The organism is Kitasatospora sp. NPDC086009 (assembly GCF_044540385.1).
Taxonomy (GTDB): Bacteria; Actinomycetota; Actinomycetes; order Streptomycetales; family Streptomycetaceae; genus Kitasatospora.
Genome location: NZ_JBITSA010000015.1, coordinates 1 through 15552, shown reverse-complemented (window position 1 = coordinate 15552; position 15552 = coordinate 1). Strand labels below are relative to the sequence as shown.

The following is a 15552-nucleotide window of genomic DNA, read 5'->3' as shown; positions in this document are numbered from 1 at the left end:
GGCCTCCCCCTCTGTCATCGGGACCTGAGAGCTTCACCCGCGCGAGGCGCTGTGGCGCCCCGCCGGCTTGCACCGTCGGTGAGGGTGGTGCCGCCGGCTCCCTCGCCGGCAGTCCTGCCCTGCTTTCCAGAGTGACCTATCCCACACGGTACGGATGCCTGAGAGATTCCGGGGAGGAGTTGCTCCTTCGGCGCCCCGACCAGCGACTTCCGCTCTCGGGGACTCTCCCGAGCGGGCTCGGCGGTCGCGCCCAGGGTACCAGCGGCAGGCGCCTCGATCACGGGTGCGTCCTGGCACGTGAACAGCCGGTCCGTGACCCGGACGGCGCAGCACCGGGCCCGTCCGGCCGCACCCCGGTCGCGCCGGTCCGGTTCATGGCTTTTGGTGTGAAGTGGCGGATGGGACGGGCGGGCCGGCCGCCGGCCTGCGGGCGTTCCGCAGGCGCAACGCACTGGAGGAAAGAGTGCAGACCGATATCGACCCCCGGGACCTCATCGGCCACAAGGCGGTCGACCGCAACGGAGACAAGATCGGCACGGTCGACGAGGTGTACCTCGACGACGCCACCGGGCAGCCCGAATGGGCGGCCGTCCGGACCGGCATCTTCGGCCGGGACGCCTTCGTCCCCCTGACCACGAGCGAGTTCTCCGGCGACGAACTGCGGGTGCCCTACGACAAGTCCCTGGTGAAGGAGTCACCGGACTTCGGCGTGGGCCAGCACCTCTCACCCGCCCAGGAGCTCCAGCTCTACCGCTACTACGGGCTGGACACCCAGGTGGACGGCCGGCCGTCCACCGGCGACGGCTCCGGCTCCGAGCCGGCCGACCTCGACTTCGGCAGCGTGCCGGCCGCCGCCCCGGCGGCAGCGGCGGGCACCGCCGCGGTGGCGGGCGTCGCCGCGGCGAAGCCCGCCGACCAGTCGGCCTCGGCGAAGCCGCTCGCCTTCCATTCGGCCGACAGCATGGCCCCGCCCCTCACCGTCCCCCCGGCCGCCGACCTCGGCAAGCCGTCCGAACCTGCTACGGAGCCCAACGTGCGGACCCTCGACACCACCGCGCCCGCCACCACCCCGTCGGCGCCCGTCGCACCGGAGCAGCGCCCGCCGGCGGCCCCGCTCGTCACGGGCGGCCCCGACGGCGCCGAGGTGGCGGCCCCCCGGGCCGCCACCTCCGGTACCCCGGCGCCCGACCGCGCGGGCGCGGCCTCGTCGGCGCCGAACGCTCCGGTGGAGATCACCTGCCGTGAGGAACGACTGGACATCACCACCGAGTGGCATGTCGTGGGCACCGCGAAGCTGCGCAAGTACGTGACCAGCGAGGCGGTGGAGCGCCGGGTGCCGGTGGTCCGCGAGCGGGTCCGGGTGGAGCGGACGCCGGTCGGCGAGGCGGAGCGGGCCTCGTTGAGCGACAAGGACATCGCCGAGGCGGTGGAGGAGGTCACGCTGCGCGAGGAGCGGCCGGTGGTCCGCAAGTACCTCGCGCCGATCGAGCGGGTCCGCCTGGTCGTCGAGCGCTACACCGACGAGGAGGTGATCCGGGACGAGCTGCGGCGCGAGCACGTCGAGGTCCACGACAACACCGCGGCCGCCCCGACCCCGGGCCCCTCGTCCAACCACGCCCCGTCCGCCACTCCCGACGGCGCCGGCGGGCGCCCGGGCGGCGGCGAACACGCGGGCGCCGGCGGGCACTTGGGCGCTGGCGAGCCGTCCCGGCCGGCCCCGCTGAGGCCGCTCGCCTGACGGTCCGCCCCAGGGACCCCGAACCTCCACGGTCCGGGGTCCTTCGACTTTGCCAAAGCTTCACCGATCGATATTTGACACACTGAAGTATCTCCCGGCATGGTTGCTTCAGTTCATTCACTATGTACGGGAGGAAGCAACCGTGAGTGAGGCACCACAGCCCACCACCGCGGCCGAGAAGCAGAGCAGCGCCCGGGTCCTGCCGGCCCTCATCCTGGCGATGCTGTCGTTCAGCGTGGTGCAGACCGCGGTCGTTCCGATCCTGCCCTCGCTGGCCAAGGAGCTCGACGTCTCGGGCTCCAGCATCACCTGGCTGATGACGGCCAACCTGCTCTCGGCCGCCGTGCTGACCCCCCTGCTGGGCCGCTTCGGCGACCTGCGCGGTCGCAAGCCGATGCTGCTGATCTCGCTGGCCGGTCTCGTCGCGGGCTCGGCGCTCGCCGTCAGCACCCACTCCTTCACCTGGCTGGTCGTCGCCCGCGTCCTCCAGGGCGCCGGCGGTGGCGTGCTGCCGCTGGCCATCAGCATCGTCCGCGACGAGCTGCCGAAGCAGAAGGTCACCGGTGGCGTCGCCGCCATCAGCGCCTCGATGGGCGTCGGCAGCGGCCTCGGCCTGGTCGCCACCGGCCTGCTGCTGGAGCACTGGAGCTACAAGTCGATCTTCTGGATGGGCCTGTTCTTCGGCCTGCTCGCGGTCGCCCTGGTCGCCTTCCGGGTGCCCAGCGACCCGGTGACCGACAAGGAGGGCGGCGCCGACCCGCTCGGCGCGATCACCCTGGCCGGCTGGCTCTCCGCCCTGCTGGTCGCGGTCAGCCAGGGCAACACCTGGGGCTGGACCTCCACCAAGACGCTCGGCCTGTTCGCCGTCGCCGCCGTGATCGCCCTGATCTGGGGCGTCATCGAGGTCAAGGTCAAGCACCCGCTGGTCGACATGAAGATGATGTCCCGCCCGGCCGTCGCCTTCACCAACCTGGCCGGCCTGCTGATCGGCTTCGGCATGTACGGCTCGTTCATGGTGATCAGCAACTTCGCCCAGACCCCGGAGAAGCTCACCCACTACGGGTTCACCGCGACCGTGCTGCACGCCGGTGTCATGCTGCTGCCGTCCGCGCTCGGCTCGATGGTCGCCGCCCCGGTCGGCGCCCTGCTGATCGCCCGTCGCGGCCCGCGCCTGCCGCTGGTCCTCGGTGGCGTCCTCGGCGCCGTCGCGATGGCCTACCTGGCCGTCCGCCACAGCCACGAGGCCGACATCTACACCGCCTCGGCGATCTTCGGTCTCGGCATCGGCCTCGCCTTCTCGGCGATGCCGGCCTACATCAACGGCGCCGTCCCGGTCGAGCAGAGCGGCATCGCCAACGGCATGAACGCCGTGCTGCGCACCGTCGGTGGCGCGATCGGCACCGCCGTGATGGCCGCGATCCTCACCGGCGACACCATGAAGCTGCCGATCCCGGTCTCGCTGCCCACCCTGGACGCCTACAAGCACGCGTTCTGGGTCGCCGCCGCGGTCTGCGCGATCGCCGGCGCCGTCCCCTTCCTGATCCGCAGCGTCAAGCCCTCCGTCACCGTCGCCGGTGGCAAGGGTGCGGCGGACCTCAGCCCCAGCCCCGAGCTGGTCAAGACCGACGCCTGACGAGGCGTCCACCCCCCGCGCCCAGGGACAGGGCGCGGGGGACCGGTCCCCGAACGGTCGACGAGGGCATCGCGACCGCCCGAGGGCCGGCCGTGCACGCGGTCCCACCCGGCCCCCTGCCGGGTGGGGCCGCTTCGTGCGTTCCAGGGGGGGTCAGCCCACCGCCGGTTCACCGCCCCCCGCCCCGGCCGACGGCCCGTCCTCGTCGCCGCGCAGCGGCAGCGGACGGGCCGGCTCCAACGCCGGGTCCTCCACCGCGAAGGTCCGCACCCGGCCCGGTCCGCTCCACGGCGTCTCGAACCGCACCGTCACCCGGCCGACTCCGCTGCCCTGCACCCACCCCGGGCCGAGTTCGGCGTGCCGCACGTCCTGGCCCGGCATCCAGTGCCGCGCCACGACCACCGCGGGCTCCGGGGCCTCGTCCTCCTGGGCGTCGGCCTCGACCGCCCCCGGCTCCCCCGCCTCCTCCCGGACGGCCTGCGCGAAGAGGTCCTCCTGGGTGTAGTCCGCCAGCTGCGAGACCCCGACCCCGAGCAGCCGGACGCCGCCGGTGATGTCCACCTGGGAGGCCAGCCGGCGGGCCGTCTCGACGATCACCGTCTCGTCGTCCGTCGGACCGCGCAGGGTCTCCGAGCGGGTCAGCGTGGAGAAGTCGAACCGCCGCACCTTCAGCACCACCGTGCGCCCCGACCGTCCGGCGGCGCGCAGCCGCCGCACGCACCGCGCGGCCAGGACGTCGACCTCGCGCAGCACCCGGTCCCGGTCGGCGAGGTCCACCTCGAAGGTGTCCTCCACCGACACCGACTTGGCGTCCTGGTCGGCCACCACCGGCCGGTCGTCCAGCCCCAGCGACATCTGGTGGACACCGGCGCCGTGCGCCCTGCCCAGCAGCTGCACCAGCTCGGACTCCCCCGCCTCGGCGAGGTCGGCCACCGTGTTCAGCCCCGCCCGGCGCAGGACCTGCTCGGTGGCCGGGCCGACGCCCGGCAGCGCCCGCACCGGCATCGGGCCCAGCACCACCCGCTCCTGGCCCGGCTCGACCAGCACCAGGCCGTCCGGCTTGGCCTGCTCCGAAGCGATCTTGGCCATCAGCTTGGACCCGGCCGCCCCGACCGAGGCGGTCAGCCCGGTGCGCCGGTGGATGTCCGCCCGGAGGTCCTCCGCGAGGGCCGTCACCAGGTGCTCCCCCGTCCCGTGGTCCGCCGCCAGCAGCGCCGGGCCGTACGGGCCCGCCTCCAGGTCGACGAAGGCCTCGTCCAGGCTGAGCGGCTGCACCAGGGGCGACAGCTCCCGCAGCAGACCCATGACCAGCTCGCTCACCGCCCGGTAGGCCTCGAACCGCCCGGACAGGAAGGCCGCGTTCGGGCAGAGCCGGCGCGCCTGCGCCATCGGCATCGCCGAGTGCACCCCGAACTTCCGCGCCTCGTACGAGGCCGTGGAGACGACCCCCCGGCCGCCCAGGCCGCCGACGATCACCGGTTTCCCGCGCAGGCTCGGCTTGGCCGCCTGCTCCACCGCCGCGAAGAAGGCGTCCATGTCGAGGTGGATGATGCTCGGCAGTGACCGCACCCGCCGATCATGCCGCACGGGTCCGACAGCGCGGCCGAACCCCGCCGCCGCCTCAGCCCCGCGCGGTCCCCGCGTCGGCCAGCGCCTTCGGGATGCCCTCCTCCCGGGGCCCGAGGAAGAACGGGTCCGGCCGCAGCCAGGCGTTCAGCAGCGCCTTGCCCGCCCCCGGGATCTCCCGCAGCCCGCCGTACAGCCAGGTGGCGTCGTGCAGCTCCGGCACCCCGACCGCGTACGCGTCGATGCCCGCCGCCTCACAGAGCGCCAGCGCCCGCCGGACGTGGAAGTCCTGGCTGACCAGGACCGCCCGGTCCACCCCGAACACCCGGTGCGCCCGGGTGCAGGAGTCCCAGGTGTCGAAGCCCGCGTAGTCGCCCACCACCCGCACCTGCGGCACCCCGTGCTCGATCAGGTACTGCCGCATCGCGTCGGTCTCGTCGTAACCGGCCCGCCCGTTGTCACCGGTGACCAGGATCGCCTGGACCTTCCGCTCCCGGTACAGGTCGACCGCCGCGTCCAGCCGGTGCGCCAGATACGGTGACGGCCTGCCCTCGAAGAGCCCGGCGCCGAACACCACCGCCACCGGCGCGTCGGGCGCGCTCCGCACGGTGCCGACCCGGTCGCCCGCCGAGACCCACAGCCAGGCGCTCGGTGCCAGGGCCAGCGAGCAGAGCACGGTGACGAGTTGGAAGATCCTCCGCTGGGTGCGCCGCTGCCGCAGCCGGACGCCGAGCCGCCGCGCCCGTCGCCGCAGCAGGCCGGGTATGCCGGAGCCGAACCGCACGTGCCCTCCCTGGGTCGATGATCCACCGGGCACGACGAGGCCGTGGGCCCGGACGGTTCCCCGTCCGGGCCCACGGCCTCGTGATTCTGCGGCGCCGTGACCACGCGGCCCCCTGCTCCCGCGGCTCAGACCGCCCGGTTGCGGCGCTGCGCCAGCTCGTCCCCCGGATCGTGGCCGACCACGGTCTCACCGGTGTCGGTCCGCTCCGCGTGCAGGCGGCCGAGGGCCAGCTCCAGCTCCTGCCAGACGGCGCCGACGGCGATGCCGAAGACCCCCTGACCACCCTTCAGCAGATCGACCACCTGCTGCGGTGTAGTGCATTCGTACACGGTCGCGCCGTCACTCATCAGCGTCAGCCCGGTCAGGTCGCCGGCCTCGGCGGACTGCAGATGGGCGACCGCCACCCGGATGTTCTGCAGGGACACACCCGCGTCCAGCAGCCGCTTGACGATCTTCAGCAGCAGGATGTCGCGGAAGCTGTAGAGCCGCTGGCTGCTCGCCGGATAGACCGAGCGGACGCTGGGTTCCAGCAGCCCCGTCCTGGCCCAGTAGTCCAGCTGGCGGTAGGTGATCCCGGCCGCCGCGCAGGCCGTCGGGCCGCGGTAGCCGATCAGCTCGGAGGTGGGGGCCGGCCGCTCGGCGGCGGGCGCGAGCCGCTCGATGGCCGGCTGGCCCGGCTGGACGGCCGGGAACCGGCCCACCCGGGGCAGGTCCGTCCGGGGCAGTTCAGCCACGCTGCGGGCGGCGCGCGGCATGTGCACGGTGCACAGGCCTCCCACGGCCGCTTCATCGCCGGTGCCGGTCATGCCTACCTCCGTCCACTCGTCCTGCGGGCAACCCAGACTGCGGGCGACAGGCACCCGGGCAGCCACTCCTGACGGTAGGCAGTCCCCTATGACCCGTCAACGATCGCCACGCCGGGCAGGACAAACAGCGTCACTCAGGAGAGTGGTTTTTCGTGCCCCTAGTGTGGGTAGGTGGACGCTATTTGGCAAAACGGACGAACGAATTCGGCAGGACGGCCACGGCCTGCCCCACCGACGCTCAGCGCCGGGTCCGTACCACGGCGGACTACTGCGGCGTACCGCCGCCGAAGTCCTCCGGAGAGACCTGGTCGAGGAACTCGCGGAACTTCTCGACCTCGTCCTCCTGCTCGTCCGGGATCGCGATGCCCGCCTCGGCGAGCACCTCCTCGCTCCCGTAGATCGGCGTACCGGTCCGCAGGGCGAGGGCTATCGCGTCGGACGGCCGGGCACTGACCTCGACCCCGCCCGTGAAGACCAGCTCGGCGTAGAACACGCCCTCGCGCAGGTCGGTGATCCGTACCTCGGTGAGCTGCTGGCCGAGCGCCTCCAGGACGTCCTTGAAGAGGTCGTGCGTCAGCGGACGCACCGGCGTCATGCCCTGCTGGGCGAAGGCGATCGCGGTCGCCTCGCCGGGACCGATCCAGATCGGCAGGTACCGATCGCCCCCGACCTCCCGAAGCAGCACGATCGGCTGGTTGGAAGGCATCTCCACCCGGACACCCACGACGTCGAGCTCATTCACACACGCAACCCTATGGCCCTCGCCCCGGATATGAAAGCGCAGAGCCGACAGCGCTGGTCAGCGGGGTCGGCGCGTCACGAGCGGGCCCGCAGACCGGCCTGCACCATGGCGGCGTGCAGCCGGACGGAGAGGGTCGCCAGCTCCCGCGCCGTGGCCTCGGCGTGCGCCCGGGTCTGCGGGTTGCGGTGCCGGCGCAGGGGCGCCACCACCTGCTCCACCAGGGCGATCTCACGGTCGGCGGCGGCCTTCATGGCCCGCAGGTGGCGCGGCTCCAGTCCGTACCGGCCCAGTTCCGCGACCAGCCGGGCCACCTGCAGCGCCTCGCCGTCGTAGCCGCCGTCCGATCCGGCCGCGACCAGCCCGTAGGACTCCCACTCCACCAGCTCGCCCTCACCGGCCTCGGCGGCGGCCAGCAGCTCGGCCCGGCCCAGCCGGACCCCGACCGCGGCCTCGGCGGCCGCCACCAGCTCGCGGTCCGCCTCCTCCATCGGCCCGGGACGGGCCTCCGCGGCGGGCAACGCCGGTGGGGCCTCGCCGCGCTCGATCGCGTCCAGGTGTTCGCGGATCACCCGCAGCGGCAGGTAGTGGTCACGCTGCATCCGCAGCACGTAGGCCAGCCGTTCGACGTCGGCCGGGCTGAACTTGCGGTACCCCGACGGCGTGCGCTGGGGCTCGACCAGGCCCTCGGCCTCCAGGAACCTGATCTTCGAGATGGTGACCTCGGGGAAGTCGTCCCGCAGGAAGGTCAGCACCGCGCCGATGCTCAGCAGCTCGTCGCCGCCGCGCCGTCGGCCACCCCCGGCGGGCCGGTCCGGACGGACCGGCTGCCTGGGGGCCGCGACCACCCCCCGCGCGCCCTGGTCCGGCAGCGGACCGGACGACGCGGGGTTGGCCGCCCCGAGAGATGAAGGAGGGTTCGCGCTCACTCGGGCTCCTGCCGACGTTGGTTTCAGTACCCCCGGTGGTGACTGGCGAAGAACACCAGCCGGTACTTCCCGATCTGCACCTCGTCGCCGTTGTTCAGCGGCACCTCGTCGATCCGCTCACGGTTGACGTACGTCCCGTTCAGGCTGCCGACGTCGGCGACGGTGAAGCCGCCTCCCGGCGTCCGGCGGAACTCCACGTGCTTGCGCGAGACGGTCACGTCGTCCAGGAAGATGTCGCCCTGCGGGTGACGCCCGGCCGTGGTCTTGTCCGAGTCCAGCAGGAACCGGCTGCCCGAGTTCGGACCGCGCTGGACGATCAGCAGCGCCGAGCCCGGCGGCAGCGCGTCGATCGCCGACAGCACCTCCGCCGACAGGGCCGGCGTACCGGTGCCGGTGGTGGTGTTGGGGTCGTAGGACTCCAGGCCGGAGATCGAGATGGTCGACGTGGTCTCCGCCGGCCCCTCGGGCAGCGCGCCCCCGCGCAGCGCCGTACCGCAGTTGGAACAGAAGCGGGCCGCGGCCGGGTTCTGGTTGCCGCACCTGGGGCACGGAGTGGGGCCAGCCATGTTCACAGCCTCCTGGCGCGGCACACCCGACGGGTTGTGCCCGGCGTACGGGTCCGGGGCAAACCCTCCACCAGAGGTTGAGGGTCCTGACGGGAAACCTATGCGCGGGGCGCCGGAGGGGTCAACCGACGCGCCGTAGCCCGCCTGATTGCCCGCGTACTGCGCGTCGCCACCGTCCCGGAACATCGGACGCTCGGCGTACTGGCCGCCCTCGGGAGCGGGACGCATGCCCGGCACGGCGGGCTCTTCGTCGGCCCGGCGGTGACGCGCGGTGGGTGCCTCCACGGCAGCCGCGTCACGGCCCTTGTTACGACCGAACAACTTCGAGAAGAAACTCACGGGCGAATCCCCTTGCGTGTGACAGACCCGCCCGCGGGGCAGGGTGAGAACCTCGGACAGGCTGCGGGCCCGGTCGCGGATCGGGCCTGCTGGAGTGGTACTCCGACGTGTGATGTTCCGGCTTGTGCTGGTGCGGACCAGTCTCGCCCACCTGACGGCGGTACCCCGCACCGGGGGGTACCGGCAGATGACGGACCGTTCGGCAGGTACCTCGTCACTTCGGAGCCGGCTTGGCGTACTGCGGCGTCTTCAGGTCGAGGAGGGCGTCGACGAGCACCTTCTGCTGCGGGGAGATGGTCGCGCGGGCCTGATGACTCTCAAGAGTACGGACCACACCTCCCGGAATGTTCAGTGCGGGTGTGAGGTCCTGCGGGTTCCCCACCACGGTGAACCGGTAGGGCTGCGAGACCTTCTTCCCGTCGATCTGCACACCGCCGCCGGACACGTCCGTGAAGTAGGTGTTGACCACCACGCGCACATCGTTGATCTGAATCGCCTCCGCCCCCGCCGCTCGGAGTTCCTGCAGGGTGTCCAGCAGCATATCCGCCTTCACCTGCCCTTGGGGATCATCGACTGTCAGTACGATGCCCGGACCAGTGGCTTTGACGGTCCCGGCGAGCACGCCGAGCTCCGTCACCTTCTTCCTGGTCTGCTCCTGGGCCTCCTTGGCCTGGTTGGAGCTGTTCTCCAACGTGGCCAGGGACTGCTCCAACTCCGCCTTCTCCTGCTGGAGACGCTGCTGGCGGCCGTCCAGTTCGTCGAGGATCCGGACAAGGTCCTCCTGGCGGGCACCGCGCAGCTGGCTGTGGTGGTCGTTGGTGGAGCGGACCTGGATCGCCAGGGCGAGGCCGAGCGAGAACAGCAGCACCGCGACCACCAGCTGCCCGCGGGAGAGCCGCGGGGGCCAGAGCGCCGCCTTCATCCGCCGCCGGCCCGCGTTGCGCTCGTCGGGGGCCTTCCCGGGCTCGGTCGCCGCCTCGGGAGCGGGCTCAGGCGTGGGAGCGGGCTCGGGCTCCAGGACCGGCTCCGGCTCGGGCAGCGGGGCGCTGAGGGGCTCAAGCGCCGCCTCCTCGCGGGCCTGCGCCGGCTCTTCGGCCTCGGCGTCCGCCTCCGTGCCGGCTTCGGGCGCGGCTGCCACCGGCCGCCGCGCATCCGCCGCCCGGGGCGCCGGTTCGACGGCGTCCTCGCCGCCCTGGGCCGGGGCCCCCGGCCGCACCTCGGGCGCAGGCTTCACCTGTTCGGCGGGCTCGGGCGGCGCGTTCTCTGCCGCCGGAGCCGCCCCCCGCTCCCCGTTCCCGCCCTCGCGCGCGCCGTCGCCCGCCCGCGCGTCCGCCTTCTCGACCACCTTGTCGACAGCCTTCTCGGTCGTCTTCTCGGTCGTCTTCTCGGTCCGATTCTCGTCCGCCGGCTCCCGGCCGGGCTCAGGCGCGGAAGACATGGCGCCTGATCGCAGCGGCGTTGGAGAAGATGCGGATGCCGAGGACGACGACCACACCGGTGGACAGCTGGGAGCCGACACCGAGCTGGTCCCCGAGGAAGACGATCAGGGCCGCCACCACCACGTTGGACAGGAACGACACGATGAACACCTTGTCGTTGAAGATGCCGTCCAGCATCGCCCGGACGCCGCCGAACACCGCGTCCAGTGCCGCCACCACCGCGATGGGCAGGTACGGCACGACGGCATCGGGCACCTCGGGTTGGACGAAGAGCCCGACGACCACCCCGATCACAAGACCCAGTACGGCAATCACGGTCTGGCTGCTCCTGTCCCTGCGGGGGGCGCCCCGGTCGTGGGCGCGGTGGGCGAGTGGGCTGTCGTGGTCTTGGCGGAGCCGCTCGGCGAGCGCTTCCCCGGGGGCGAGGTGCTCGGGGTGGCCGGCCGTGAGGGCCCCGCGGACGGGCTCTGCGACCCCGTGTCGGAGGCCGTGGGGCTCGGGGAGGCCGCAGCGGGGGCGGAGGGGCTCGCCGACGGCGACGGCTCCGGCGTGGCCGGCTGGGCGGTCCGCAGCGTGATGCCCACGGCGGCGGGCAGCGTGAGCTTCTTCTGGGCGGAGATCGTCGACTTGATGCCGTACTTCTCCTGCAGCAGCCGCAGGTACTGACCCGCCATGTTGCTCTCGAAGGTGGCGACCAGCTTCGACCCGTCCCCCAACGCCTGGACGTTGTAGGGCGGCACCAGCGGCCGGTTGTCGACCAGGACGGCCTCACCGGCGGCGCGGATCGCGGAGAGCGCGGTGAGCCGCTGCCCGTTGATCGACACGGCCTCGGCGCCGGACTCCCAGAGCCCGTTCACCACCAGTTGCAGATCGCGGTCGCGCAGCCGTCCGCTGTTCGAGAAGCCCTGGCCCGCGCGCGGGTCGACGTTCCCTCCGGCGCCGGTGCCGGAGGCGTCCTCCAGGACCAGCTTGACGCCCGGCCCGGTCACCTCGGCCAGACCCACCGCACCGGCCAGCGCGGCCGGGTCGCTGTCGCCCGGCGACAGTGCCTGCTGCTGGGTGGTGTCGACCTTCCGCCGCAGTTCCTGGACCTGCTGCTGGAGCCGCTCCGCCGAGCCGTTGCTGTCGTTGATCCGGTGGATCAGCGCATCGCGCTCCTTGGCGAGCGTCGGCTCGGCCTTGTGCGCGTTCACGGCGCCCACCGTCACCACCGCCCCGACCAGGGCCAGCCCGAGACCCAGCGTGAGCAGGCCGCGGGCCGTACCGGGTATCCGGCTGTCGCGGTCACCGCCCCGCGCCGCGGCCGCCTCGGCGTAACCCTCGTCCAGGCTGTGGTCCATCACGCCGGTCAGCAGGGACATCGAGGCGTCCGGACGGTTGTACCGTCCGTCACTGGCACTCGGCGTCGGCGTCGCTGGCATGCGGACCATCGTCCCATGTCCGCGGAGGGGTCCGTGCACACCCCCTGACCTGCGAAGTCACCACAAGCGACGGATCGTTATCAAGCATGACAAACCGGGCAGCGGGAGGCGCGGCACTCGCCGCACCTCCCGCTGCCCGGCCATGTCATGGCGGCCCGGTCGTCAGCGCCCGGCGCCGTCGACCACCGTCGCCCACTCGTCCAGCAGCGCCTCGGTGGCCTCGTCGTCCGGACCCTCCGCCCAGAGGTGGGTGACCGCCTCGGCGGGATCGGGCAGCACGAGCGTCCAGCGGCCGTCCGCCTCGACCACCCGGACACCGTCCGTGGTGTCGAGCTGCCGGTTGCCGGCCGCCTCCACCACCGAACGCATGACCATGCCCTTGGCCGCCCACGGCGTCGCGATGTCCCGTCGGCGGATGTGCGCCTGCGGGATCCGCGCGTCGATCTGGCTGAGCGTGAGCTGGGTACGGGCCACCAGCCCGACCAGGCGGACGAACGCGGCCGCGCCGTCCAGCACACCGCTGAACTCGGGAACGACGAAACCGCCGCGCCCGTCGCCACCGAAGACCGTGCCCTCGGCCGAGGCCGCCTTGGCCAGGTCGTCCGGCGTGGTCGTGGTCCAGACGACCTGTGTGCCGTGGTAGGCGGCGACCTGCTCGGCGATCCTGGTGGTCGTCACGGGCAGCGCCACCTGCCCGCTCCGGCGCTCGGCCGCGACCAGGTCGAGCAGCACCAGGAGCGCCCGGTCGTCGTCGATCACCCGGCCCAGCTCGTCCACGAAGGCCACCCGCTCGCCGACCGGGTCGAACCGGACGCCGAACGCCGCCCGCGAGGAGGCCACCAGCTCGCCGAGCCTGGCCAGCCCCGCCCGCCGTTCTTCGGCGTCCTCGGTCGGCCGTGCCTCGTCCAGCCCGCTGGAGACGGTGAGCGCCTCCACGCCGAGCCGGCCCAGGATGCTCGGCAGCACGAGCCCGGCACTGCCGTGCGCCGTGTCCACCACCACCTTCAGCCCCGCCTCGCGGACGCCGGTGGTGTCCACCGCCCGCAGCAGGTTGCCGGCGTAGGAGTCGAAGACACTGGACGGGAAGGTCAGGTCGCCGATCTCGCCCGGGAACGCGCGCCGGTACTCCTGACGGGCGTAGACCCGGTCGAGCTTGCGCTGCCCGGCCTGGGAGAGGTCGGCTCCGCGCTCGTCGAAGAACAGGATGTCCAGCGAGTCCGGCACCCCGGGCGTGGTCCGCAGGAAGATCCCGCCGGCACTCCCGCGGGCCGTGTGCTGCCGGGCCACCGGCATCGGCACGTTCTCCAGGTCGCGGACGTCGATCGCGCTGGTCTGCAGCCCCGAGATCATCGCCCGCTTGAGGGCACGCGCACCACGCGAGTGGTCACGCGCGATGGTGACGGTCGCCCCCTTCTTCAGGGTCGTCGCGTACGCACCGGCCAGCCGGACGGCCAGCTCCGGTGTGATCTCGACGTTGAGGATGCCCGACACGCCGCGCAGCCCGAAGAGGTGCTCCTGACCGCGGGACTCCCAGATCACCGACGTGTTGACGACGGCGCCGGCCTCAATGGTCTTGAACGGGTAGACCCGGACGTTGGCGCCGATGATCGACTCCTCGCCGACCAGGCACTCGTCGCCGATCACCGCCCCGTCCTCGATCCGCGCGGCCCGCATCACATCGGTGTTCTTGCCGACCACGCAGCCCCGCAGGTTGCTCTGCGGCCCGACGTAGACGTTGTCGTGGATCACCGCCTTGTGCAGGAACGCGCCGCGCTTGACGACCACGTTGCTGCCGAGCACGGTGTGCTCGCGGATCTCCACGCCGGCCTCGACCTTGGCGTAGTCCCCGATGTAGAGGGGACCGCGGAGCACCGCCTCGGGGTCGACCTCGGCGCCTTCCGCCACCCAGACGCCCGGCGAGATCTCGAACCCGTCGAGCTCGACGTCGACCTTGCCCTCCAGGACGTCCGCCTGGGCCTTGCCGTAGCTCTCGTGGGTGCCGACGTCCTCCCAGTAGCCCTCGGCCACGTAGCCGTAGACCCGCTTGCCCTCCTTCAGCAACTGCGGGAACACGTCGCTCGACCAGTCGACGGACTCACCCGCCGCCACGTAGTCGAAGACCTCGGGCTCCATGACGTAGATACCGGTGTTGACCGTGTCCGAGAAGACCTGCCCCCAGGTCGGCTTCTCCAGGAAGCGCTCGACCCGGCCCTCGTCATCGGTGATCGTGATGCCGAACTCCAGAGGGTTCGGTACCCGGGTGAGACAGACGGTGACCAGAGCGTCCTTGCTCCGGTGGTACTCGATCAATTCGGTGAGATCGAAGTCGGTCAGTGCGTCACCGGAGATCACCAGAAAGGAATCGTCCTTCAGGGCGTCCTCGGCGTTCTTGACACTCCCCGCAGTGCCGAGTGGCGTCTCCTCGTTCGCATACGTGAGATGCATACCCAACTCTTCGCCGTCACCGAAGTAGTTCTTCACCAGTGAGGCGAGGAACTGTACGGTCACGACGGTGTCGGAGAGGCCATGCCGCTTCAGCAGCCGAAGCACGTGCTCCATGATCGGCCTGTTGGCGACCGGTAGCAGCGGCTTGGGCATGCTGGAGGTCATCGGGCGGAGTCGGGTGCCTTCGCCCCCTGCCATTACAACGGCTTTCATTACGGGTGCGTCCTCCTTCGCGGTGGTGGACCCTGCAGGTCCATCAAACCGTTCCAGAGGGTGTCTACCCGGAAGATTTCGTCCGACGCACCGTGGTGGCGTGGGACTTCTCTCAGATCACGTCTCAGACTGCGGACGCGGAGGAGGCGGAGCCCGCCCGGATGATCTGTCGCGCCTGGACGGCGTAGAGAATGCCGGCCCACCAGTACAGCGTGGTCCCCCACCAGATGAAGGCCCAGCTGACGGCCTCGGCCGGCCGCGCGATCCAGGTGTCGCCGGTGCCGAGCAACAGAAGCGGGAACGCGTACATCAGATTGAATGTCGCGGCCTTGCCCAGGAAACTCACCTGCAACGGGCCGTAGCCGTGCCGGTTCAGAATCGGAAGGAGACTCGCGATAAAGAGCTCACGCGCGATCAGGATCGCCGTGAGCCACCACGGCAGGATCTCACGCCAGGTCAGACCCAGCAGGGTGGAGAGGACGTAGAGCCGGTCCGCCAGCGGATCGAGCAGCTGGCCGACCCGGCTGATCTGCCCCCACCTGCGAGCGAGCTTTCCGTCGAGGTAGTCACTGATGCCGCTCAGCATCAGGATCAGCAGCGCCCAGCCGTCGTTGTTCGGCCCGTCGAACACCGGCCAGAGGATCAACCAGAGGAAGAGCGGAACACCGACCAGTCGGCCCATGCTCAGCAGGTTGGGGATGGTGAGGACGCGATCGGTCTGGACCCGCGTCTCCTGGACCTCCACCCGGGGGCCTCCTGTACCGTGTGACGACTTCTGCATGCTGACCCTACAACAGAGAAGCCCCCGTCCGGTTCCCCGGCGGGGGCTTCTCTAGAAGAATTGTTCGGCGGCGTCCTACTCTCCCACAGGGTCCCCCCTGCAGTACCATCGGCGCTGTGAGGCTTAGCTTCCGGGTTCGGAATGTAACCGGGC

General features: G+C 71.8%; 13 protein-coding genes, 1 rRNA gene and 1 riboswitch. Of the genes, 2 read left to right on the top strand and 12 right to left on the bottom strand.

What is annotated here, in order from left to right:
• Nucleotides 1-136: 136 nt before the first annotated feature.
• Nucleotides 137-240: riboswitch (glycine riboswitch) on the bottom strand.
• A gap of 223 nt (nt 241-463) precedes the next feature.
• Both ACIF6L_RS28965 and ACIF6L_RS28960 read left to right on the top strand, forming a co-directional pair.
• The gene (locus ACIF6L_RS28965) at nt 464-1738 is read left to right on the top strand and encodes a DUF2382 domain-containing protein (RefSeq protein ID WP_396490422.1); all 1275 of its coding nucleotides are present in this window, start codon (nt 464-466) and stop codon (nt 1736-1738) included.
• 142 nt (nt 1739-1880) lie between these two features.
• Nucleotides 1881-3371: an MFS transporter gene (locus ACIF6L_RS28960; protein ID WP_329490877.1), complete on the top strand. Its 1491-nt coding sequence runs from the start codon at nt 1881-1883 to the stop codon at nt 3369-3371.
• A 153-nt stretch (nt 3372-3524) separates the two neighbouring features.
• Here ACIF6L_RS28960 and ACIF6L_RS28955 read toward each other — a convergent pair whose 3' ends face one another.
• The 12 genes from ACIF6L_RS28955 to rrf form a co-directional block, all read right to left on the bottom strand.
• Nucleotides 3525-4940, bottom strand: coding sequence for a DNA polymerase IV (locus ACIF6L_RS28955; RefSeq protein ID WP_352291816.1), 1416 nt, complete (start codon nt 4938-4940; stop codon nt 3525-3527).
• 52 nt (nt 4941-4992) lie between these two features.
• Entirely contained in the window at nt 4993-5721 is a 729-nt protein-coding gene (locus tag ACIF6L_RS28950; protein WP_359806385.1) for an ElyC/SanA/YdcF family protein, read from the bottom strand.
• Nucleotides 5722-5846: 125 nt separating this feature from the next.
• Nucleotides 5847-6527, bottom strand: coding sequence for a MerR family transcriptional regulator (locus ACIF6L_RS28945; RefSeq protein WP_396490420.1), 681 nt, complete (start codon nt 6525-6527; stop codon nt 5847-5849).
• A gap of 265 nt (nt 6528-6792) precedes the next feature.
• Nucleotides 6793-7269, bottom strand: coding sequence for a bifunctional nuclease family protein (locus ACIF6L_RS28940; RefSeq protein ID WP_329490873.1), 477 nt, complete (start codon nt 7267-7269; stop codon nt 6793-6795).
• Nucleotides 7270-7343: 74 nt separating this feature from the next.
• Complete coding sequence (locus tag ACIF6L_RS28935) at nt 7344-8114, bottom strand: MerR family transcriptional regulator (protein WP_396490418.1); 771 nt, start codon at nt 8112-8114, stop codon at nt 7344-7346.
• 104 nt (nt 8115-8218) lie between these two features.
• Complete coding sequence (locus ACIF6L_RS28930; protein WP_380392504.1) at nt 8219-9100, bottom strand: FHA domain-containing protein; 882 nt, start codon at nt 9098-9100, stop codon at nt 8219-8221.
• A gap of 214 nt (nt 9101-9314) precedes the next feature.
• Nucleotides 9315-10139, bottom strand: coding sequence for a DUF881 domain-containing protein (locus ACIF6L_RS28925; protein WP_329492359.1), 825 nt, complete (start codon nt 10137-10139; stop codon nt 9315-9317).
• 382 nt (nt 10140-10521) lie between these two features.
• Nucleotides 10522-10854 carry a small basic family protein gene (locus tag ACIF6L_RS28920; RefSeq protein WP_030062488.1) on the bottom strand — a complete coding sequence of 111 codons (333 nt, stop codon included), beginning with the start codon at nt 10852-10854 and terminating at the stop codon, nt 10522-10524.
• Nucleotides 10851-11960 (bottom strand): DUF881 domain-containing protein, encoded by a 1110-nt coding sequence (locus ACIF6L_RS28915; protein WP_359806387.1) that lies wholly within the window; start codon nt 11958-11960, stop codon nt 10851-10853. Before ACIF6L_RS28915 ends, ACIF6L_RS28920 begins: the two co-directional genes overlap by 4 nt.
• Nucleotides 11961-12122: 162 nt before the next feature.
• Nucleotides 12123-14618 (bottom strand): mannose-1-phosphate guanyltransferase, encoded by a 2496-nt coding sequence (locus ACIF6L_RS28910; RefSeq protein ID WP_359806389.1) that lies wholly within the window; start codon nt 14616-14618, stop codon nt 12123-12125.
• 124 nt (nt 14619-14742) lie between these two features.
• Nucleotides 14743-15363 carry a CDP-alcohol phosphatidyltransferase family protein gene (locus ACIF6L_RS28905; protein ID WP_329490870.1) on the bottom strand — a complete coding sequence of 207 codons (621 nt, stop codon included), beginning with the start codon at nt 15361-15363 and terminating at the stop codon, nt 14743-14745.
• A 98-nt stretch (nt 15364-15461) separates the two neighbouring features.
• A 5S ribosomal RNA gene (gene rrf, locus ACIF6L_RS28900) occupies nt 15462-15552 on the bottom strand; the annotation flags it as partial.

Coding starts and splice junctions, on each gene's coding strand:
- ACIF6L_RS28910 (WP_359806389.1), bottom strand. CDS start 14,618: ATGAAAGCCGTTGTAATGGCAGGGGGCGAAGGCACCCGACTCCGCCCG.
- ACIF6L_RS28915 (WP_359806387.1), bottom strand. CDS start 11,960: ATGCCAGCGACGCCGACGCCGAGTGCCAGTGACGGACGGTACAACCGT.
- ACIF6L_RS28945 (WP_396490420.1), bottom strand. CDS start 6,527: ATGACCGGCACCGGCGATGAAGCGGCCGTGGGAGGCCTGTGCACCGTG.